This is a genomic window from Prevotella sp. 10(H), from assembly GCF_000711235.1.
Taxonomy (GTDB): domain Bacteria; phylum Bacteroidota; class Bacteroidia; order Bacteroidales; family Dysgonomonadaceae; genus Dysgonomonas.
On the sequence record NZ_JOMI01000009.1, the window covers coordinates 504,180 to 523,422 of the forward strand.

The 19,243-nt window shown below is 38.1% G+C and carries 11 protein-coding genes and 1 tRNA gene; 8 read left to right on the top strand and 4 right to left on the bottom strand.

The genetic code is table 11. The features are described from left to right. Positions 1–37: 37 nt before the first annotated feature. Positions 38–1,852 (bottom strand): carboxypeptidase-like regulatory domain-containing protein, encoded by a 1,815-nt coding sequence (locus K348_RS0117530; protein ID WP_029906843.1) that lies wholly within the window; start codon positions 1,850–1,852, stop codon positions 38–40. Positions 1,853–2,600: 748 nt separating this feature from the next. On the opposite strand from K348_RS0117530, the gene K348_RS0117535 reads away from it, so the two are divergent. After that, the gene (locus K348_RS0117535; protein ID WP_029906844.1) at positions 2,601–5,102 is read left to right on the top strand and encodes a hypothetical protein; all 2,502 of its coding nucleotides are present in this window, start codon (positions 2,601–2,603) and stop codon (positions 5,100–5,102) included. 110 nt (positions 5,103–5,212) lie between these two features. Next, on the top strand, positions 5,213–6,292 hold the full coding sequence (locus K348_RS0117540) for a hypothetical protein (protein WP_051698016.1): 1,080 nt from the start codon (positions 5,213–5,215) through the stop codon (positions 6,290–6,292). A 157-nt stretch (positions 6,293–6,449) separates the two neighbouring features. Here K348_RS0117540 and K348_RS0117545 read toward each other — a convergent pair whose 3' ends face one another. The 3 genes from K348_RS0117545 to K348_RS0117555 form a co-directional block, all read right to left on the bottom strand. Beyond that, positions 6,450–8,978 carry a glycoside hydrolase family 78 protein gene (locus K348_RS0117545; RefSeq protein WP_231496820.1) on the bottom strand — a complete coding sequence of 843 codons (2,529 nt, stop codon included), beginning with the start codon at positions 8,976–8,978 and terminating at the stop codon, positions 6,450–6,452. Positions 8,979–9,440: 462 nt separating this feature from the next. Beyond that, positions 9,441–12,416: an AsmA family protein gene (locus tag K348_RS0117550; RefSeq protein WP_029906847.1), complete on the bottom strand. Its 2,976-nt coding sequence runs from the start codon at positions 12,414–12,416 to the stop codon at positions 9,441–9,443. A 241-nt stretch (positions 12,417–12,657) separates the two neighbouring features. Then, positions 12,658–12,732 (bottom strand) — tRNA-Val (locus K348_RS0117555). A gap of 204 nt (positions 12,733–12,936) precedes the next feature. On the opposite strand from K348_RS0117555, the gene dut reads away from it, so the two are divergent. The 6 genes from dut to K348_RS0117585 are packed head-to-tail and all read left to right on the top strand — an operon-like array spanning position 12,937 to position 19,007. Then, positions 12,937–13,371, top strand: coding sequence for a dUTP diphosphatase (gene dut / locus K348_RS0117560; RefSeq protein WP_029906848.1), 435 nt, complete (start codon positions 12,937–12,939; stop codon positions 13,369–13,371). 23 nt (positions 13,372–13,394) lie between these two features. Beyond that, positions 13,395–15,152: a tetratricopeptide repeat protein gene (locus tag K348_RS0117565; protein ID WP_029906849.1), complete on the top strand. Its 1,758-nt coding sequence runs from the start codon at positions 13,395–13,397 to the stop codon at positions 15,150–15,152. Then, a complete protein-coding gene (locus K348_RS0117570) occupies positions 15,149–15,997 on the top strand; it encodes a DUF4292 domain-containing protein (protein WP_029906850.1) in 849 nt (282 codons plus the stop codon). The genes K348_RS0117565 and K348_RS0117570 overlap by 4 nt, the downstream gene beginning before the upstream one ends. Continuing rightward, complete coding sequence (locus K348_RS0117575) at positions 15,994–17,277, top strand: murein hydrolase activator EnvC (RefSeq protein ID WP_029906851.1); 1,284 nt, start codon at positions 15,994–15,996, stop codon at positions 17,275–17,277. Before K348_RS0117570 ends, K348_RS0117575 begins: the two co-directional genes overlap by 4 nt. A 16-nt stretch (positions 17,278–17,293) precedes the next feature. Beyond that, entirely contained in the window at positions 17,294–18,076 is a 783-nt protein-coding gene (locus tag K348_RS18635; protein ID WP_036930766.1) for a WxcM-like domain-containing protein, read from the top strand. Next, positions 18,066–19,007 carry a GNAT family N-acetyltransferase gene (locus tag K348_RS0117585; protein ID WP_029906853.1) on the top strand — a complete coding sequence of 314 codons (942 nt, stop codon included), beginning with the start codon at positions 18,066–18,068 and terminating at the stop codon, positions 19,005–19,007. The genes K348_RS18635 and K348_RS0117585 overlap by 11 nt, the downstream gene beginning before the upstream one ends. Positions 19,008–19,243 lie beyond the last annotated feature (236 nt).

The following is a 19,243-nucleotide window of genomic DNA, read 5'->3' on the forward strand; positions in this document are numbered from 1 at the left end:
CGAAAAAGATTCGGCAAGGGATATAAAGTCATTTTTATTAGTTTAGATCGATACTATAGAATACAAGCTTATTTTCATCACCATTGAGCTCGCCTTTGTGTACTCCAAAGGTTAGTACTACATTCTTGCCATTGAATTGTGAAAGGTCGTAGACAAATGATGCATAATCCTTAGCACTGTCTTTACCTCCTTTACCATGCTTAAACTTCCAACAGCCGTCGTCAGCCGCAGATGCTTCTTCCGCCGTGTTTGATTCAGGAGTTAAGTATGTCACTGTACCATTTTCTTCTATTGCGGTAATTTTGAAGAAAGTGTAGTTGCTTCCAAAATTACGTGTCTTAAATGTCAACTTATTATTTCCGCTCGCTATAGCATATTTAGAATAGAAATATGCCTCAGGTACTTTCGTATTTATAGCGCCATCATTACCTTTCGTTTTAAGCAGGTAGCCTTCTGAAGGAGTTATTTCCGGATCTTTATTTACAGGAACAAGTGACCATTCATATCCTACGTGGCTTACATTACGCCAAGACTGATAAATTTCCTGACGTTGGTCTTTTCCGCCACCTACAGGGCTGATACCGGTAAATGATTTTTTAGTATTTACCATTGTCGAACGTACCATTTCCTGTGTCATATGCCAGCCTTCCAATCCTGCAACTTCTGTACCCGGTAACCAATCCCAGTTTTCAACTTTTCTATCAGCAAAGCGGATAGCACGAAGTACAAGCTGTTTCCAGTAATCGCCTGTTTCTTTACGGTAAATACCGACAGCGATGATTACTTCTTTGCCGATATATTCACTCAAGTCGAAATCGAAGTCTGCATATTTATCCGAGCCATAAGTTTTAGTATCTCCGATTTTCTTAGCTTTAGGTTCGGCATCGCTCAGATTAACTACTTGTACACCGAAGTATGCAGGAGCATTATCGTCTGCATTGTGTGTCCTTACTCTCAAAGAAAGTATTTTGTTATCTTCCGAAATCAGTTTGCTACCGTAAACATAAGAGTCAAAGACATCTAGGCTAGCAGGATTTTTCTGCTCGTTTCCGCTATTGCGTATCTGCAGCGTAGTTCCTTCATTTTGCTCTTGCCATGCCCCTTTGAAGTTTAGCGTAGCCATATAGTCGGTAGACCAGTCCCAATGAGGGTAAGCATCTCCATTGCCTCCGCCGCGATATTCGTTATAGTACCATTTATCAGCTTCTTCTAAATCGTTTACGCTTAATCCCGGTAAAGGCTCGAAGCCACTCATTTGTAAATTGATAGTTGCTACTCCATTTACAAAATCACTTTTCGATACCGATTTTATTACCGATACATATTCCGCTTTGGAGAATGTTACCGTATAATCATCTATAGATAAGTATTCGATAGCATATGTACCGTCGCTTCCGCTAGTTGCAGTTTTCTCAGCACTGATAGTAACAGTAACGCCGGCAAGCGGTGCCCCGTTGTTATTGCCGTCGAGGATGGTACCTGTGATTTTGGCAGAAGCATCTGTCATAGATACGCTGATAGTGGCCACTTTGCTGCCATCGAAATGACCAGCTAAAACTGTTGAGCTGATTGTCTGATAGCCCGTTTTCGTGAAACTGACAGCATGTTTTTCCATAGAAACATTCGGAAAAGAGTATTTTCCGTCGGATCCGGTTGTAACCGATCCTTCCACATCTGATATAGTGACAGTAACGCCCGAGATAGGATTATCCATCAGGTCGGTAACAGTACCGGTGACAGTACCAAAATCGACATTGACAGACTCATCGTCGTCACTACAACTTGCAAAGGATACTATTGTTCCCAGCAAGACGGCGAACACAAAGGTTCTTAAGATTCTGATTCTTTTCATGTTTACATTAAAAAGTAAAGAGATTAATAAGTAAAGTGTTAGTAAGAGTTAATTGAAGATTTAATAAATTATGAATTCAATTTGATTTTAAATTTTTCATAGTTCTTGCATTTTACTTGGTATGGGTAGCAAAGATTATGGGTTAATGGTTAATGAATGGGTTAAAAAAGGGTTATATTTTAGAAAAAATCATTAACCTTTTTTATATTTTGGCCTTTTCTGTATTAATTGTTTTTTTGTCAGTTCTCTTATTGGTTTTATTGATTATCTTCGTGTCTAAGTATATTTATATGATTAATTTCCGATTAGTTGCTGTCTTTGTGACAGAATTAACTCATATAAAGTAGCAGGGCTTTGTTTCGAAAGGATCTGGTAGATTTCAACTACGATAATAGACGTACTCTCCATATAAATTTTTAAAAAAAGCATAGGATATTCTTTATCTATGGCTGATATCAGGAAAAATATTCAGTTTATATATGTTTTTTAATATGTATCGTTTAATAATGGCGATTGAATAATCAGTGAATTCTAATTATGAACAAAAATGATGTGGACGCTAAACTAATTGCTATAAGAATAAAATATCTAATCTATATCAACAAACACAACTAGAGGGAATCGGCAGGGTGCGTCGACACCCGCTTATTTATTAAGAAATAAAAATTCCTCACCGAATGGGGGACAATTATAATAAGATTCAGCAATGCTTTACCGTGTTGCTCTATACGGAAATCAATTTAAATCTATGAAACTATCTCATTTTGTATTTATTATTTTAAGCCTTTCGGCTTCGCAGACGACTTTTTCTCAAGGATTAAAGTTTTATGGTGGTGACCATCCTATTAATGAACGGACATCGTACAATGTATTTAGTAATAAATCACCTGAATTCTCAGGATATTTTGATATCGAATTCGATCTATCCCTATATCCGGCCCGACAGATAGGATATATAATAAGAATCAAAAATGAAGACAGCAATAAGATATTTAATTTATTCTATGACGGACAAGGTGGCAACCATATATTCAAACTAAACGAAGAAGGCAGGAGCAGTCTTATTACGGCAGAAATCGGACGGGAAGAACTTATGAATGCACATTGGTTTAAGATGATTATTTCTTTCGACCTGAAAAAAGATTCTATAAAATTTACGATTCATGATAAGACATTTGCTGCAGGTGATGTAAGGCTATCTGAAAAATACCGTCCCGTAATAGTTTTTGGAAAGAGCGACCATGTTATTGATGTGCCTTCCTTTGCTATAAAAGACCTTTCTGTGGGGAACAGCCGCAGGTATATTTTTGAGTTGAGGGAAAGCGAAGGTAATTTTATTTATGATATAAAAGGAAAGCGGAGGGGAGATGTTTTGAATCCCGAATGGCTTATTAATGATTCTTACCATTGGCGTTTCAAAGCTGCTTTTGGGTCAGAGACTGTGGCAGGGGCAAACTACAATGCTGAAAAGAAAGAGATATATTATTTTAACAAGGATTCAATAATAATATACAACGTAAGAACAGGAGACAAGAAAACAGAAATATTCAAGGAACCATGCCCGATAAAGCTCGTGCTAGGCTCCAATTTCATTGAGACAAAAAATAATGAATTATTTGTATACGAGGTGTTTTATGACCTTGATAAGCCCTATGACGGACCTAGTGTAGCCAGCCTTGATTTATCTACTTATGAATGGACAGTAAGGAGCAACCACAGATTACCCAGACAGTTGCACCACCACGCATCGTATATCGATCCCTCTACTGGCAGATATACAATCTTCGGAGGTTTTGGCAATATGTATTATAATAAGGATTTTTACTATTTCGATTCCCAATCAGAAGAGTGGCATCAGATTGAAGGCCTTGAAGGGGACCCGATATTTCCAAGATACTTCTCATCTGTAGGATATTTGGATAAGACAAAATCTGTATATGTATTTGGCGGAATGGGAAATGAATCAGGAGAACAGGTCGTCGGGCGAAGATATTTTTACGATCTACATAAGGTTGATCTTAGTACGAAAAGAGTTGAAAAATTATGGGAAATCCAATGGGATAAGGATTATATTGTTCCTGTAAGAGGCATGGTGATACTTAACGATTCTTGTTTTTATACTTTATGTTACCCTGAGTCTTTTTCAGATTCATTTCTCCAGCTTTACCGCTTTTCTTTAACAGATGGGAGTTATGAGATTCTGGGAGATTCTATTCCGATACATTCTGATAAGATAACAACAAATGCAAACCTGTATTATGACAATCAATTACATAGTCTCTATGCCCTTGTTCAGGAATTTGACGATGATATAGTTTCTGACCTGAAAATCTATTCTTTAGCATTTCCTCCTATCACTGCCGAAGACTTGGCAAGTTACCCGAAAGGCAAGAATGATAATACTGCTTTGCGGGTAATTATTATTTCGTGTGTATGTGTGACGGCTATCGTATATTTCTTTTTCAGAAGATTTAATTCGAAATACGGTAATAACCGGAATGAATCGGGAGGTTTACAAAAACATAGTAATGAGTCTAAGGAGGTCAGGGCCAACTCGATTTATCTTTTCGGTGATTTTACCGTACGCGACAAACGTGGAAAAGATATTACATATATGTTGAGTACGAGATTAAAACAAGTACTCTTTCTTGTACTTCAACACAGTGTAGACAATGGTATAACTTCTCAGCGTCTCAGCAGCCTGCTATGGCCGGGTAAACCGGAAGATAAAGTAAAGAATTCAAGGGGGGTTACTATCAATCATTTACGTAAGGTATTGAGCGAATTGGACGGAATAGAATTAATATATGATAAAGGTTATTTCCGCATCGTGCAGACTTCGGATTTCTATTGTGATTATGAGAGATGTATAAATATAATTTCGACAAATAAGACAGAAGAGAATAAAGCTGAATTAGTAAGGATACTGACCAGAGGTAAATTCCTCAAATCCTCCGATCATCCTTTGTTCGATTCGTTTAAAGAGGAGGTTGAACAAAGAATTGAACCTGTATTATTATCCGAAATGGAGAAAAGTTACGATATGGAAGATTACCGTTCAACTATCTGTTTTGCAGAAGCTATATTCAACATTGATGCATTGAATGACGATGCTCTTATTTTTCAGACCAGAGCCCTGAAAAGATTGAAAATGGATGACGAGGCCAGAATAAGGTATCAGGCTTTTATTATTGAATACAAGAAAGCTATGGGGAAAGATTATCATTATTCATATAAGGATTTGAATTAGGCTGTGTTTGATTTTTAGTCAAAATAATTTTTATCCTTTTTCTAACACCCGTTTTTCAAAATATTTATATATTTGTATTAGGTTAAACGTTTTAGCTAAATATAAATACTATGAAAAATATCCTGATTTTAATCTGTTATTTTTATGCATTATCTCTGAATGCACAACGCTCGGAGCTTAAATTTCATGAACTTGCAGCCCCCGATACAGGACGGCTTTGGATACAGCCAGCGAAGAATAAACCGGCAATGGCAATCTGGGGACATGCAAAAGGAATTTCTGTTGCAATCCCCCAGCAGGATATCATGCCAAGAGGATTGATACGTATTTTTACTCCATATTTAGATCACATGCCTCATGTTGTTACTAATTTCATTGCTATGGAGCCAATACCTGCCGGGCAGGAGCACAGAGGGCTCTCCGAACTTGAGATGAGCAGTATGGATCCGGGGATACGTGGTAAGAGATTTTGGAGTTCGAATGATTCCGGATATTCAACAAACAATAATGAAATATATCCTGCAAGAGGAATTATCGAAGAAAAGAACGGAAAACAAACGCTGACTGTTTATATTTTCTGTGAGCCATTCGATAACGGGGCAAAAGTGTATGTTCGTCTACGGTTTTTTGAAGAGCGTCCTTATGAATTTGAATTGACAAGTTATGCCTCGGAGGAATCTGTATCTCTCGATAGTTTTATCCTCACTGCTACTATGGCTAATAAAGCCCGACTGCGAACCCTTTACCTTAAGGATTACAAAAAAGTGTCTTCAGAAATATGGCCTGACTATAGAGGAGATGCATTTACACCACATGCATTCTTCTCAATTAAAGATATGATACATGGCCCTGAAGGGCATGCTTACTTTATAGCAGCCCCGAATGAAAAAGATCCCTCGAAGGCTATATATGCAGCAGATACTCATCAACATTGGAAATATACGGGAAAGAAAGCAACCCAATATTGGATAAGTACCACGCCGGATGAAAAATTACAAGGGATTGTCAATGGTCGTTATACTTATTGGGCAAGTCAATCTCCGATACCGGGAGGCATTTCATTCGAAAATTTTGAGATGAAACAGCCTTTTAAGAATGGTAATCGCTATATATTCGGAATTATACCTGACTCGCCGGAAGAATTTAAAAAACAAGCATTAAAGGGTAGATATCATAATTATAATAAGTAAATCCCAGATAGATACTGACGGACGCAAAAAATCTATGACAAAACAACGATGCTCCGGACGGGTAGATATGTAGTTGACACGGTAAATAATCTCCCGTCATGCAGCTACTTCCTAAGCCGTCCGGAGCATCGTATATTTAGTTCTTTATTCCTTTTTATTACTGATTAATAGTGAAAACATGCTCTCCGCCTTTCACTTCTTTCGTCGTTTCACCCGGCAGGATAATCGAGGCTGTACTTGTTGCAGGTATAGTCACTTTCAATGTAACCTTGTTTCCTTCACGTTTCCATTCCGATTTTATTACTCCTTGCTGAGAATCATGCGACGCTTTTACCCAGTCGAGGCCCTGAACAAAAGACGGTTTGATGATTATCTTCTTAAACGCAGGTTCCGCAGGATCGAGATTAATACCCGCGAGATATTTATACATCCATGCATTTATTGCTCCCATCGACGGATGATTTAATGAAGCATCACCTATACGGCGTGTAACATCCCATGTTTCGTAGAGGGAAGTAGCATCCGTTTCTTTTATCCAGTAACCCCATGAAGGAAGTGTTGTTTTGGTTGCCATACGAAAAGCTGCATCGGTATTTCCTGTTTCGGAAAGTGCATCGGGAACCATTACACTTCCAATAAATCCAAAGTCGAGGTTACCATCTGTTTCCTTCATTTTTTCGCGTAGGTTTTCTGCCAGACGGTCTTTATATTCAGCAGGAACAATATCAAAATATAAAGGAAGTGCGTAAGCCAGCTGTGTCTTATTAGAATATGATACAGTCTTAGTATCGAAGAAATTATCATTTATCCGTTTTTTTAATACGGCCGCTTTATCCAGATATTTTTGTTTTTGATCGCTACGGCCGATGAGTTCCGACATTTTGGCCATCACTATATTATTCCAATATACGTAACTGGTTGTCATAAAATCTACAGGGGTCTCTGCTTTGTAGAATAGCCAGTCATTCAATCCGTGATTTATAAGTCCGCGTTCGTCTTCCCTTGTTTCTATATATTTCATATAGCGTTCGGCTGTCGGATATATTTCACGTATCGTTTCGATGTCGCCTGTATATTGATAAAGCGTATACGGAACAATAAAGATTGCAGCATCCCATATTGGCCCGGCCCAGTTTGAATCCCATTTCCATGATGTAGGCACAATTCCCGGAACATTTCCATTCTCTTCTTGTGCATCTATCATATCCCTTACCCATTTGGCATATACATTCCGGCTGTCATATGTAAACATTCCGGCTTCCTGTACCATAAAACCATCAGCCATCCAGCCGTTTTTTTCACGGGTAGGGCAATCGGTTGGTATTCCGAACAGATTGCTTAAATAAGAACGGTTACATATCTCATTTATCTTATTTAAAAGCTCATTAGAACACTCAAATGAACCTATCTTATCTACATTGCTATGCATCACCACGCCTGTAAGCGTATTTTTATCTATAACCATCGGTTCACTAAGAGTAACTTCGATATAACGGAACCCATGATAGGTAAATTGAGGGAAGAATTCTTCTATACCTTGTCCCTTAAGTGTATAAATATCTGTCTGTATCACCTCGCGGCTATTGCGGGGACGTAAATGCATATTGATATTCTGTTGATCGATATTTCCTTCTTTGTCCAGCATTTCAGCATGACGCAACTTTACACTGGCGCCAGCAGGGCCTTTTATTTTCAAAGAACATACTCCCGCGAAGTTTATTCCCATATCAACGATGTATGTTGTATCATTCTTTTGAGTTACGGATACGGGAGTTACTAAGTCTGAAAAACTGATAGCGGGCATTTTCATTGCTTCCACCAATGGAGCCGGAGATGTGGTAAGCTTTGCATTTTTCCATGCCGAATCATTGAAACCCGCAGTATTCCATCCTTTTTGTTCTTTGCGTGCATCATATGTTACACCTACGTGTATGTTGTCGAACAAATAAGGCCCGGTAGAAGTTTTCCAGCTATTGTCGCTTAGAATTTTTTCCTGAGTACCGTCAGTGTAAGTTATGAGTAGCTCACATATCAATCTCGGGCGGTCTTTCCATGGTGCTTGGTGAAAATTCCACACGGTAGGAGTCTGTTCATTATACCAGCCGTTACCAAGCTGTATACCTGCTGCATTTTTGCCTTTTTTAATAGCTTTGGTAACGTCATATGTAGAATAGAGTACTCTCTTGCCGTAATCGGTAAAGCCCGGATCCAGCAGATTGTTTCCTATCTTTTCTCCGTTTAAGAATAATTCATAATAACCCAATCCGCTTATATAGTAACGTGCCGACGCAATATTTTTATTTACAGTAAAGTCTTTTCGGAACATAGGTGAAGGCTCATAATCACTGTTATGATCATCTGTAATCCACGATGCATTCCAATCTGTTAAAGACATCTTTCCTGTTTCGAACCATGTCGGCTGTGACTTTATGGTCTTATTTCCCGAAATCACTTCGACCATTACCCAGTAGCGCGTGTGTGATTTCAGCCTGTTTCCTTCATAATATACAAGCTGATCTTCTGTCTTTATCTTTCCCGAATCCCAGATATCGGCTTTGCCTTTCATTACATTTTCTTTCGAAGAGGCTACCAGCAATCTGCATTCATCTTGTTTGAAAGGAGACTTTGAATTTATTTTCCACATAATCCTCGGGTTTTGGACATCGATACCTAACGCTTCTTCCATGTATTCACATTTCAGAGAAGTGATATTTTGAGCTGAGAGGTTAAGGGTTAATAATATCGATACTAATAACAGAAATGTTTTTAAGTGTGTCATAATTGCTTAATATATTTAGATTAAAGTATACCAAAAAAGATATTGATAAAAGATAAGCCTGAAATAACAGTATGATTATCTTACAAATATCCAAATATCTGATTTTTATGCTTTTTATTATATGATATTTTTGACAAAAAGACTTTATAATTTGATATTTGAATATAATAAAATGGGAAAATCGTTAAAGATTCTCCCACTTCTATCTAAATAACCATTGAACAATTTATGAATAATTATCTGTAGCAATCTCACGAATATACCGAACAAATATATCCGGTTCTTCCATATTCGGAGTATGGGCCGAGTTATTGATTGCTGGATTGATTAAAAATAGTTTTTCTATTGTTTTGCTCTTCGATTAATACTTTAGTTTACCATTCGCCTGAATCTCCGGACTATTTCATTTCCCATATTCAGGCGGGTGCTATCTACTTTTCTTATTTCGACGGGAGTAACGGCATCTTTATATTTTGCGCCTCCAAGGCGTATCTTCATCTTATCGAGGTTTCCTGTTATATTAACCCCCATTTTGAACGGAATGGGCGATTTCAGCACGGATATATGATACTCAAAATTCATATCCAAGCCCTGCCGTCCTCCTACCGCAGCTCTATATCGGTCAATTTCCACAAGGAAAGGATAGATATTTACACTTCCGTTGTCGACGGTGATATTTACAGAAATACTATCTACCAGATTCTGTTTTTTATTCTTAAACATCAACATCTTGGATATTTCAGCAAAAGTCTCCCCATCCATAAGTACAAGGCTGTCGCCTTCTATTTTTATAGCTGACTTCAATGTAGGTACTTTTATATTTAACAAAGAATCCAGTTGCGATTCGGCCACAATATCGAAGTCTACATAACCTTTAAACGAACGAAGCATAGGTACAATTGTATCGAGAGAAGGAATGAATTCTACAAGTTTCCCTACATTGATATCCTTAATTTTAAAATCGAAGCCTGTATAACCCTGCGCTTGAGTCGCCTTATATACCATGACTGTTTTCATCTCGGCATCGAGGGCTCTCATACTTAAATCTCTCAAATGCACTGCCTGATTCTTAATTTCTGCCCAGCCATGCACATTTTCGAAAAGCATTTTATCATATGTCACTTTTTTTATATCCGTTTTCAGTTCAAAATCGATGTTTTCAGGAATTACAAACAAACGAAAATCAGAAGATAAGCTATCGTTTGGCAGTACTTCATTCTCCACAAAGAAATCATGGTTGGTAGAGTCTCCCGGAATAGACAAAGCATTGATCAATTGGTTGCAGTCTATTCTGTCGGAATTTATATCCAGGCGGGCTTTCAGCAAACCCTTCTTTTTCATTGCCCTGTAGGGTTTATAAATAGCCCCGCTTGCGGTTATATTCGATTTGCCGATTCTAATAGCAGCATTATGTAGCTTGATATCTCCTTTTTCGAGGCTGACTTTTGTTTTACCTGCTCTTATCGGCAAACCGAAATGAGGTGTAGAAAGGAATAATTTATCAAAGCCTACCGTACCTTCCGGCAACCAGATAGAATCTTTGTGTTTCTCGGCATGAACATCAAATCCGGCAACACCAAGCCCTAGTTTCGACTGATTGGCACGAAAAAAGAGCGAATCTGTTTTGAAGTTCAATCCTATCAACGGCTTTGTTTTATCCCGTTTACCCGGACTGATAGTTGCTTTAGCCCTCGTTTTGCCACTGTAAAGGCTAATGGTATCGCCTACTTTTGCTTTTAATTTGCTTAGTCCGAAATTGCACTCCAGATTTACGATCGGAGACGTATCCTGTGGATTTGTAGATGTTACCTGTGCCGATAAAAGTTCTATAGAAGATGAAAGTTGTTTGCTTTTAAGAACCAGTTGGCGTACGTCTGCATATGCCTGCAATGTGCTGTCTCCGGTAAATCTTAATGAAGCATTGCTCGTTAACTCGAAGTCTTGCTTTGTATCTTTCAATCCGAATCCGTTCAGATTCAGGTTACCCATTAGTTTGATACGTCCAATATCCTGCTTTTTCAATGATGATAAGTGGCATTTCATATTCAGGTCGGCATCCAGTTTTCCGGTTATACTTAATCCTTCTTGTAGTGGAAATGTTTTTGCCAGTGCATCCATATCTACTGTAGATTTAGTATTTACAGTGATATACGGATCTGTCAGTAAGTCGGTAGCCCGGGCGCTGGCTATTATATCGGTATGTGCCCCTTTAAAATGGAAAATCTGCAGATTAAGATAAGAGGGTTTGTTCCTCATCAAATCTATATATGCATCGAAATCGGTAGAAAGATGATCTATCCCGTATGCTAAACCGGAATATTTAGCGGAAGCATCCTTAATTTGGATTTTCAACGATGCGGCAGGGATTTTCTTCTCGCCGTACGCTCCCTTTATGGTTCCTTTTACCGAGACTTCTCCCTTTGCCGTTACTTTCATCTTCTTCATAATAGATTCCGGTATCATCTCCAGTACGGTCTTCACCGACGGGGTGTGCAATCCGTACTCGATATCCACATCGACTTGCTTAGCAATAGTATCGCGGACAAAAGTACCATTAGCCGCTAATTTTATACCGTTAACGGAAAGTTCGGTATCTGTGAGAGTGAAAGTCTGGGTCGGTTTGTTTATATCTATTTTAGTTTTAAGCGATGTTTTTATTTTATTTACCAGTAACTCTCCCTCTTGCCAGAAAATGATATTATCATTATCGAAATCCAGTTTCAATGAAGAGTTTTCCTTTTCCAGTAATAGTTTCAGCTTAAGGTTTGTATTTTCCAGACGCGAGTATATCCGTGTGTTACGGTCGTCAAATGTGATATTTGTATTTTTCAGGGCTATATTCCGGACGTCTATTTCACTATCGAATTTAGACTGGATAGTATCTTCTTCTGCAACCAATGTATCGGATGAAGCTTTCATTATATCCCAATTACTTTTTCCCTCACGATTTTTAAAGGCATATAAGGAAGCATCTTCCAATAGTATATTGTGAATGATTATTTTATTATCTTTTATATATGCTATCGTATTGACGGATATCAGGCATTCTTTGAAAGCTACAAGAGAATCGGTTTTACCCCATAAGGTATCATTTAATGATTTTGATACTACAGCTCCATTCTTCACCCGCAGACTGAAATTGGGAAAAGTAGAAAAAAAAGTAAGGTCGACGCTTTCTATATCAATTTTGGCGTTTAACGACTCATTTGCAATATCAAGAACTACAGGAGTAAGTTTAGCGGGAGTGAATATAAAATTTATTAAAAGGGTAATTGCTATAACACACAACAATACCAAGGATAAGATAGATATTAAAGATATCTTAATTATTTTGCCAGCTTTCATAGCATCAATTCGATTTCTATTGATCTTTTTGGAATGAATTAAATACTTAAATACTCAAAGGCTAAAGCATCTCTTTTCAATTTAGTTTTGCCTATTCAATATTTAACGATATTTTAACTAAATGAACATTTTGCTTCTGTTAGTCTGTGTAAGTAGATAAATTAAGAATACTGCACTAAACCAATATTCTATATATAAACGCAAAAAGCGATTACTAATGTAATCGCTTTATTTTTTTTTGTGGGCGCTGAGGGATTCGAACCCCCGACCCTCTGGGTGTAAACCAGATGCTCTGAACCAACTGAGCTAAGCGCCCTTATTAAAGGTTGCATTTTCTCTCAAATGCGTGGCAAAGGTATACATATTTTTTAATCTGCAAAACAATTTGCGGACATTTTTTGAAATTTATTTTATAACAAAATAGCTTTTAGCATTTTAAATTCTTAATTTTTATCAATTAGCAGAGTAGATTGCAAAGATTTAACTAATTTCGCAGCAATAAAATAACTAAGTCGACCTAATGGAAGTAAAAATTATAAATAAATCGCATCATCCGCTACCCGAATATGCAACTCCTTATTCTGCCGGAGTAGACCTTAGAGCAAACATTACAGAACCGATAACTCTTAAGCCGTTGGAGCGTACGCTTGTTACTACAGGGCTTTTTATCGAATTGCCGCAGGGTTATGAAGCGCAGATACGCCCGAGAAGCGGACTGGCTTTTAAGCACGGGCTGACAGTTCTCAATTCTCCCGGAACTATTGATGCCGACTATCGTGGCGAGATTAAAGTTATTTTAGTCAACTTATCCAACGACGATTTTGTTATAAATGACGGTGAACGCATCTGCCAGATGGTGATTGCTTCACACGAGCAGGTGAGGTGGTCGAAAGTTGAAGCAATAAATGAGACCGAACGTGGGGCAGGCGGCTTCGGACATACCGGAAAACAATAAAATTTAGAAACGTCATTTTTAATATGTATAAAAAAATACGTGTTTTTTGTTTAGTCTTATTCGTTATAGCAGGCAATCTTCCTTTTTTCGCGCAAAATACTCAGATAGCTGATATTACAGTTGAAAAGTTGTCTGATGACGATAAGCGGAAATTCGATTACTATTTCTACGAGGCAATGAATGCGAAGGCATCCAATGAATACGATGCAGCATATGATTTGCTTAGTTATTGTATGGCAATCGATTCCACGAATGCCAATGTACTGTACGAACTGGGCAATTATTATAACTCTCTTGAAAGTAAAAACAAGGCAATCAATTACTACCGCAAAGCTGTACTGTATGATAGCGACAACTACTATTACAATATGGCTTACGGTTCGATGTGCCTCGAATTTAAACAATACAGCGATGCCATTCAGCAGTTTGAAAAGCTGATAGCCAAAGACCCCGATAACAATGAACTATATGTGTATCTGTCAGAAGCCTATCGGCTGGATGGTGATATCAAAAATGCTATATCAACACTCGACAAACTGGAACAACTGACAGGGCTAAATGAAAAAATAAGCCTTCACAAATATCAGTTGTATACGATGATGAAGCAGGAGAAACAAGCTTTTGCCGAAATACAGAAATATATAGATAAATATCCGACCGAAATAAAATATTATACACTCTTGGGTGATCTTTACCTGCAGGCAGGAAAGAAAAATGAAGCTTATCTGGTGTATAGCAAAGCTAAATCAATCGATCCTGACGACCCGTATTTGATTTCTTCTATGGCTGAATATTATCAGCAAGCCGGAAATAAAGAGGCTGCTGAAGAAGAATTGCATATAGCACTCGTCAGTCCTAAAATGGATATAGATACAAAACTGTCCATACTTGCGCAGTATGTAGGTACACTGCAGCGTACGCAAAAGGATACGCAGACAGCTAATGCTCTTTTCGATACTTTGATGATACAGCATCCTCAGGAACCGAAACTGAACCTGATGTACGGAAATCTGCTGATGATACAGGATAAGAAAAACGACGCGCGTTTTCAATATCAGCTTTTTGCCGATGCAAATCCGACAAATCCTGTAGGCTGGGAACAGATGCTTTCTACATCTTTTCCCGATAGTATCGATCTATCTATAAAAATTTGTGAACAGGCGCTTTCTTATATCAAAGATCAGCCGCAGTTTTACTTCTATCTCGGTGTATCCCAATATATGAAAGAAAATTATCAGGAGGCACTCACTGCCCTTCAGGACGGTGTGGTATACGTTGACGAAAAGAACACGAAGTTATTAGCTGACTTTTACGGCCAGATAGGAGACCTTTATTATCAGTTAGAAAAACGAGACAGCGCTTTTGTTATTTACGAAAAGGCACTCACTTATGATCCGAATAATCTGGGAGTATTGAATAATTACAGCTATTATTTATCGTTGATAAAGAAAAATCTCGATAAGGCCGAGAGGATGAGCAGCATAACCGTAAAGGCAGAGCCTTCGAACCCTACTTATCTCGATACATACGGCTGGGTACTTTTCGAACAGGGAGCCTATACGATAGCAAAGATTTATATCGAAAACGCTATAAAGTATAGTGAAGAAAATAAAGAAGATATAAGCGCCGAAGTATTAGAGCATTACGGGGATGTACTATATAAAACCGACGAGCCGGAAAAAGCGCTCGAATATTGGCAAAAAGCAAAAGAAAAGGGTGACAGCAAGTCGAAAACCCTTGAAAAGAAAATAGAAACAAAAACATATATAGCTGAGCTATGAATATAAAAGGATCAGGTAGAATATTGTTATTCGTGTTTATTGCATCTGCAATATTCTTCGGTAGCAGTTGTAAGTCTAAGAAGACGATTGTTACAGGTGGTGCTTTACAACCGAAAGAGCATAATCAGATTATTGAGGATGCCTTAAGTTCCGAAGTTCAATACAGGACAATCACTACAAAAGGCAATATCGAATTTAAGATAGGAAATTCTTCACAGAAAGCGCCGGCTGTATTCAAAATGGTAAAAGACAGTATTCTGCAGGTGTCTATCCGTATCCCTATTCTGGGAGGTGAAGCTATGCGCTTTACCATTACTCCTGACAGTATTATAATGATAGACCGCATGAAAAAGCAATATATTGCCGAACGCTTTTCAGATTCGAAAGTTATTGCTAATTTCGATTTCAACTTTTATAATCTTCAGGCATTGTTTACCAATAAATTATTCCTTCCGGGAAAACAGGAAGTGCAGCAGAAAGACTTTCAAAAGTATAATATCTCTGCTACCGATGAAACATATATGCTGCAAACTAAAGGAAAAAGCGATTTATTATATAATTTTGCAGTAGATGCTTCTAACCATGTCGTGTCTACATTGATATACAACGAGAAGAAAAAAGTGACAATACAATGGTCATATACCGACTTTATAAAAGATAACAGTCTGGTATACCCGACAAATATGCAGGCCAAAGTGGATGTTGCCAAGAAACGCCTCGATATCAATATAACTTATGATAAGCTGGAGGTAAATAAACCTTTTAACATAGACAATTCAATATCATCGAGATATACCAAAGTTGATTTTTCCGATTTAATAGGAGCTTATATTAAAAAGAAATGAGATCACTAGTTCTTTTGTTTGTTCTCTTACTCAGTATTTCTTCCTTTGCTCAAAATAATAAAATAAAACAATTGGAGCAACAGCGGAAGAATGCCTTACGCGATATATCCAATACGGACAAAATCCTGAAAGAGACAAAGAAAAGCACCAGTACCTTACTAAGTAGAATTCAGCTTATATCCAACCAGATGTTTTCACGGCAGAAAGTATTGGATCTCTTAAATCAGGAGATAAATGGTATAGATGCTGAACAAAAAAATATAGAATCGGAAGTCCTCATCCTTGAATCCGAACTTAAAAGCAAACAGTCAAATTATGCAAAAGCGATAGACGGAATGCTCCAGAATCGCCAAAGTGAAAATAAAATACTGTTCGTTTTATCGGGTCGCTCACTAACAGAATCATATCGCAGACTGCGTTATCTGCGCGACTACTCGGAATGGAGGCAACAGCAGGCAACTGAAATCAAAGACAAAAGCGTAAAGTTAAAAGAACGCAAAGAGGCGTTGGCAAAAGCAAAAGCTGCCAAGACCGCTTTGCTCGGCCAACGAACTACTGAACAGGAGAATCTGAGGCTGGAAGAAGTCAATTATAAAAAAGAAGTAACTGAAGCGCAGGAAAAGCAAAAAGACCTGCAAAAAATATTAGCCCAGAAGCGTCAGCAGGCAGAAGCCCTCGACAGGCAAATAGCCCGTCTGATAGCAGAAGAGGTCGCCCGACAAGAAAGGGAAGCCAAGCGTATTGCAGCAGCTAAAGCTAAGGCTGCGGCAGAAGCAGCGGCTAAAGCAAAAGCTAAATCAGGCTCGAGCAAAAGTAGTGGAAAAGCTTCTACGAAACCAGCTGCACCCGTCACCACCGAAAATGTGGCGCTATCCAATAATTTCGCATCAAATAAGGGCAGATTGCCGTATCCGATTACAGGAAATTATTCCATTACCACGCGTTTCGGCTCCCATAAGCATAGTCAGTTTGTAACTACATCCAGTAGTGGTATCGATATACAATCGCAATCGGGTGCAGAAGCAAAAGCCGTATTCGACGGAGAAGTAACATATGTGGCCGCTATACCGGGATACAATACCTGTATTATCATCCGTCACGGGAATTATTATACTTTCTATGGAAACATACAGGGGATATATGTAAAGCAGGGCGAAAAAGTCAAAACCGGGCAATCGTTAGGCAAAGTCTATACCGACACCGATACAGGTCAGTCCCAGATACATTTTCAGCTATGGCAGGGAACCAAGAAGCTGAATCCCGAGCCTTGGCTGCGGTAATTAATACTTAAATACTATGGAAAAAGAACGGTTTATCGAATTGCCCCAGATTACAGACCGTAGAGGAAACCTTTCTTTTATGGAGGCCGGCAGGCATATTCCATTTTCCATTGGTCGTACTTGCTGGATATATAATATCGGTAAAGGACAGAAATGGGAAGACCATAAATCTGAACCACTGCGAAAGCTTATTATTTCCCTTTCCGGAAATTTCGAAATACTAATTAGTGACGGAGAAGAAAAGCATCGCTATACACTCGATCATCCAAACACATCATTTTACATACCGGAGAAGCTTTCTTTTTCAATTGAAAATTTTTCATCTGATGCCGTCTGTCTGATTATTACTTCAGATGCCGTTAATGAAAATAGTCATATTGCTGATCTTAAGCCAAAATCTTATACAGTAGAAGATTGTTCCCTTATTAAATTGCCGGAAATTGAGAATGGTATAGGCAATAGTGCCAACAATCTACCTTTCGATGTTAAACGTATATTTTATATTTATGATATACCAATCGGGAAAGTCAGAGGAATGCATGCCCATAAACTTTGCCATGAAGTACTGGTTGCCGCCAATGGTAGTTTTGAAGTGGAGCTGGATGATGGGGTAAACAGGAAGACTATATTACTCGACAGCCCCGACTACGGACTTTATATACCTCCCGGCATATGGGCAACCGAAAGGAATTATGCATCGGGAACTGTTTGTCTGGCACTGGCTTCGGATATATATGATAAAGATAATTACATTAATGCCTATCCGGACTTCTTAAAATACCGTCAGCATGAAAATTAAATTGTATACTCCCGAGAACAAAAATATCTGGGACGATTTTGTCCGGAATTCAAGAAATGGTACTTTCCTTTTCTACAGGGATTTTATAGAGTATCATGGCAAACGCTTTGAGGATTACTCTCTGATGTTTTATTCGGGTGATAATCTTATCGCCTTATTGCCCGGACATATCGAAGACAAGGTATATTATTCGCACCGCGGACTCACATACGGCGGGCTTATTATGGGAGAAAAGGCGACAGCAGCCAATGTGCTAACTATATTCAGATATCTGACTACAACTTTCCGGCATCAGGGAATACAGAAGATTGTTTATAAAGCTGTTCCGCATATCTATCATAAATTTCCGGCAGAAGAAGATTTATACGCGCTTTTCCGACATAAGGCTGTAGTCAGTACACGGAATATCTCTTCTACTATTTTATTACCCGATAAAACTGCATATTCTGAACAACGCAGGCGCGGATTGAAAAAAGCACAGAAGAATGGATTAGTAATTAATAAATCCTGTGATTTTTTCTGTTTCTGGGAAATCCTTTCTTCTAATCTGAAAGAAAAATACAATACGAAGCCTGTTCATACACTGAAAGAAATCAATTATCTAAAAGAGAAATTCCCTGACAATATACATTTATTTACGGTGACGGATGCAGATAATAATTGCTTATCAGGCTGTGTTGTGTTCGAGACCGACAAGGTTATTCATGTGCAGTATGTGGCTGCAACCGAAGAGGGTAAAAATCTGGGAGCTGTGGATTTAGTTATAGACCATATTATAAATTCGGCATCCGGAGATAAACTATATTTTGATTATGGCACCTCTACCGAAAACAACGGTTGGCATCTGAATGAGAGCCTCATACATCAGAAAGAAGGATTCGGTGCGCGGGCTACAGTGTATGATATTTATACTATAGATTTATCTATATAGGAGGCTGTATGCCTATCGTTCTTTGAATAATATAGTATTTACAGTTACTTCGCCCTACGGCAGTTACGAGTTACACAACTATTAATTGTTAATTACTAATTGATTTCTGTTACTTTTGTTACCTTTTAACATTGTATCTCACAAAAACGCAAGGACGCAAAGAGGTGTTGTTAACTGATAACTGTTCACTGCTAACTGTAAAATCCGTTACTTTCGTTACTTTTTAACTATATATT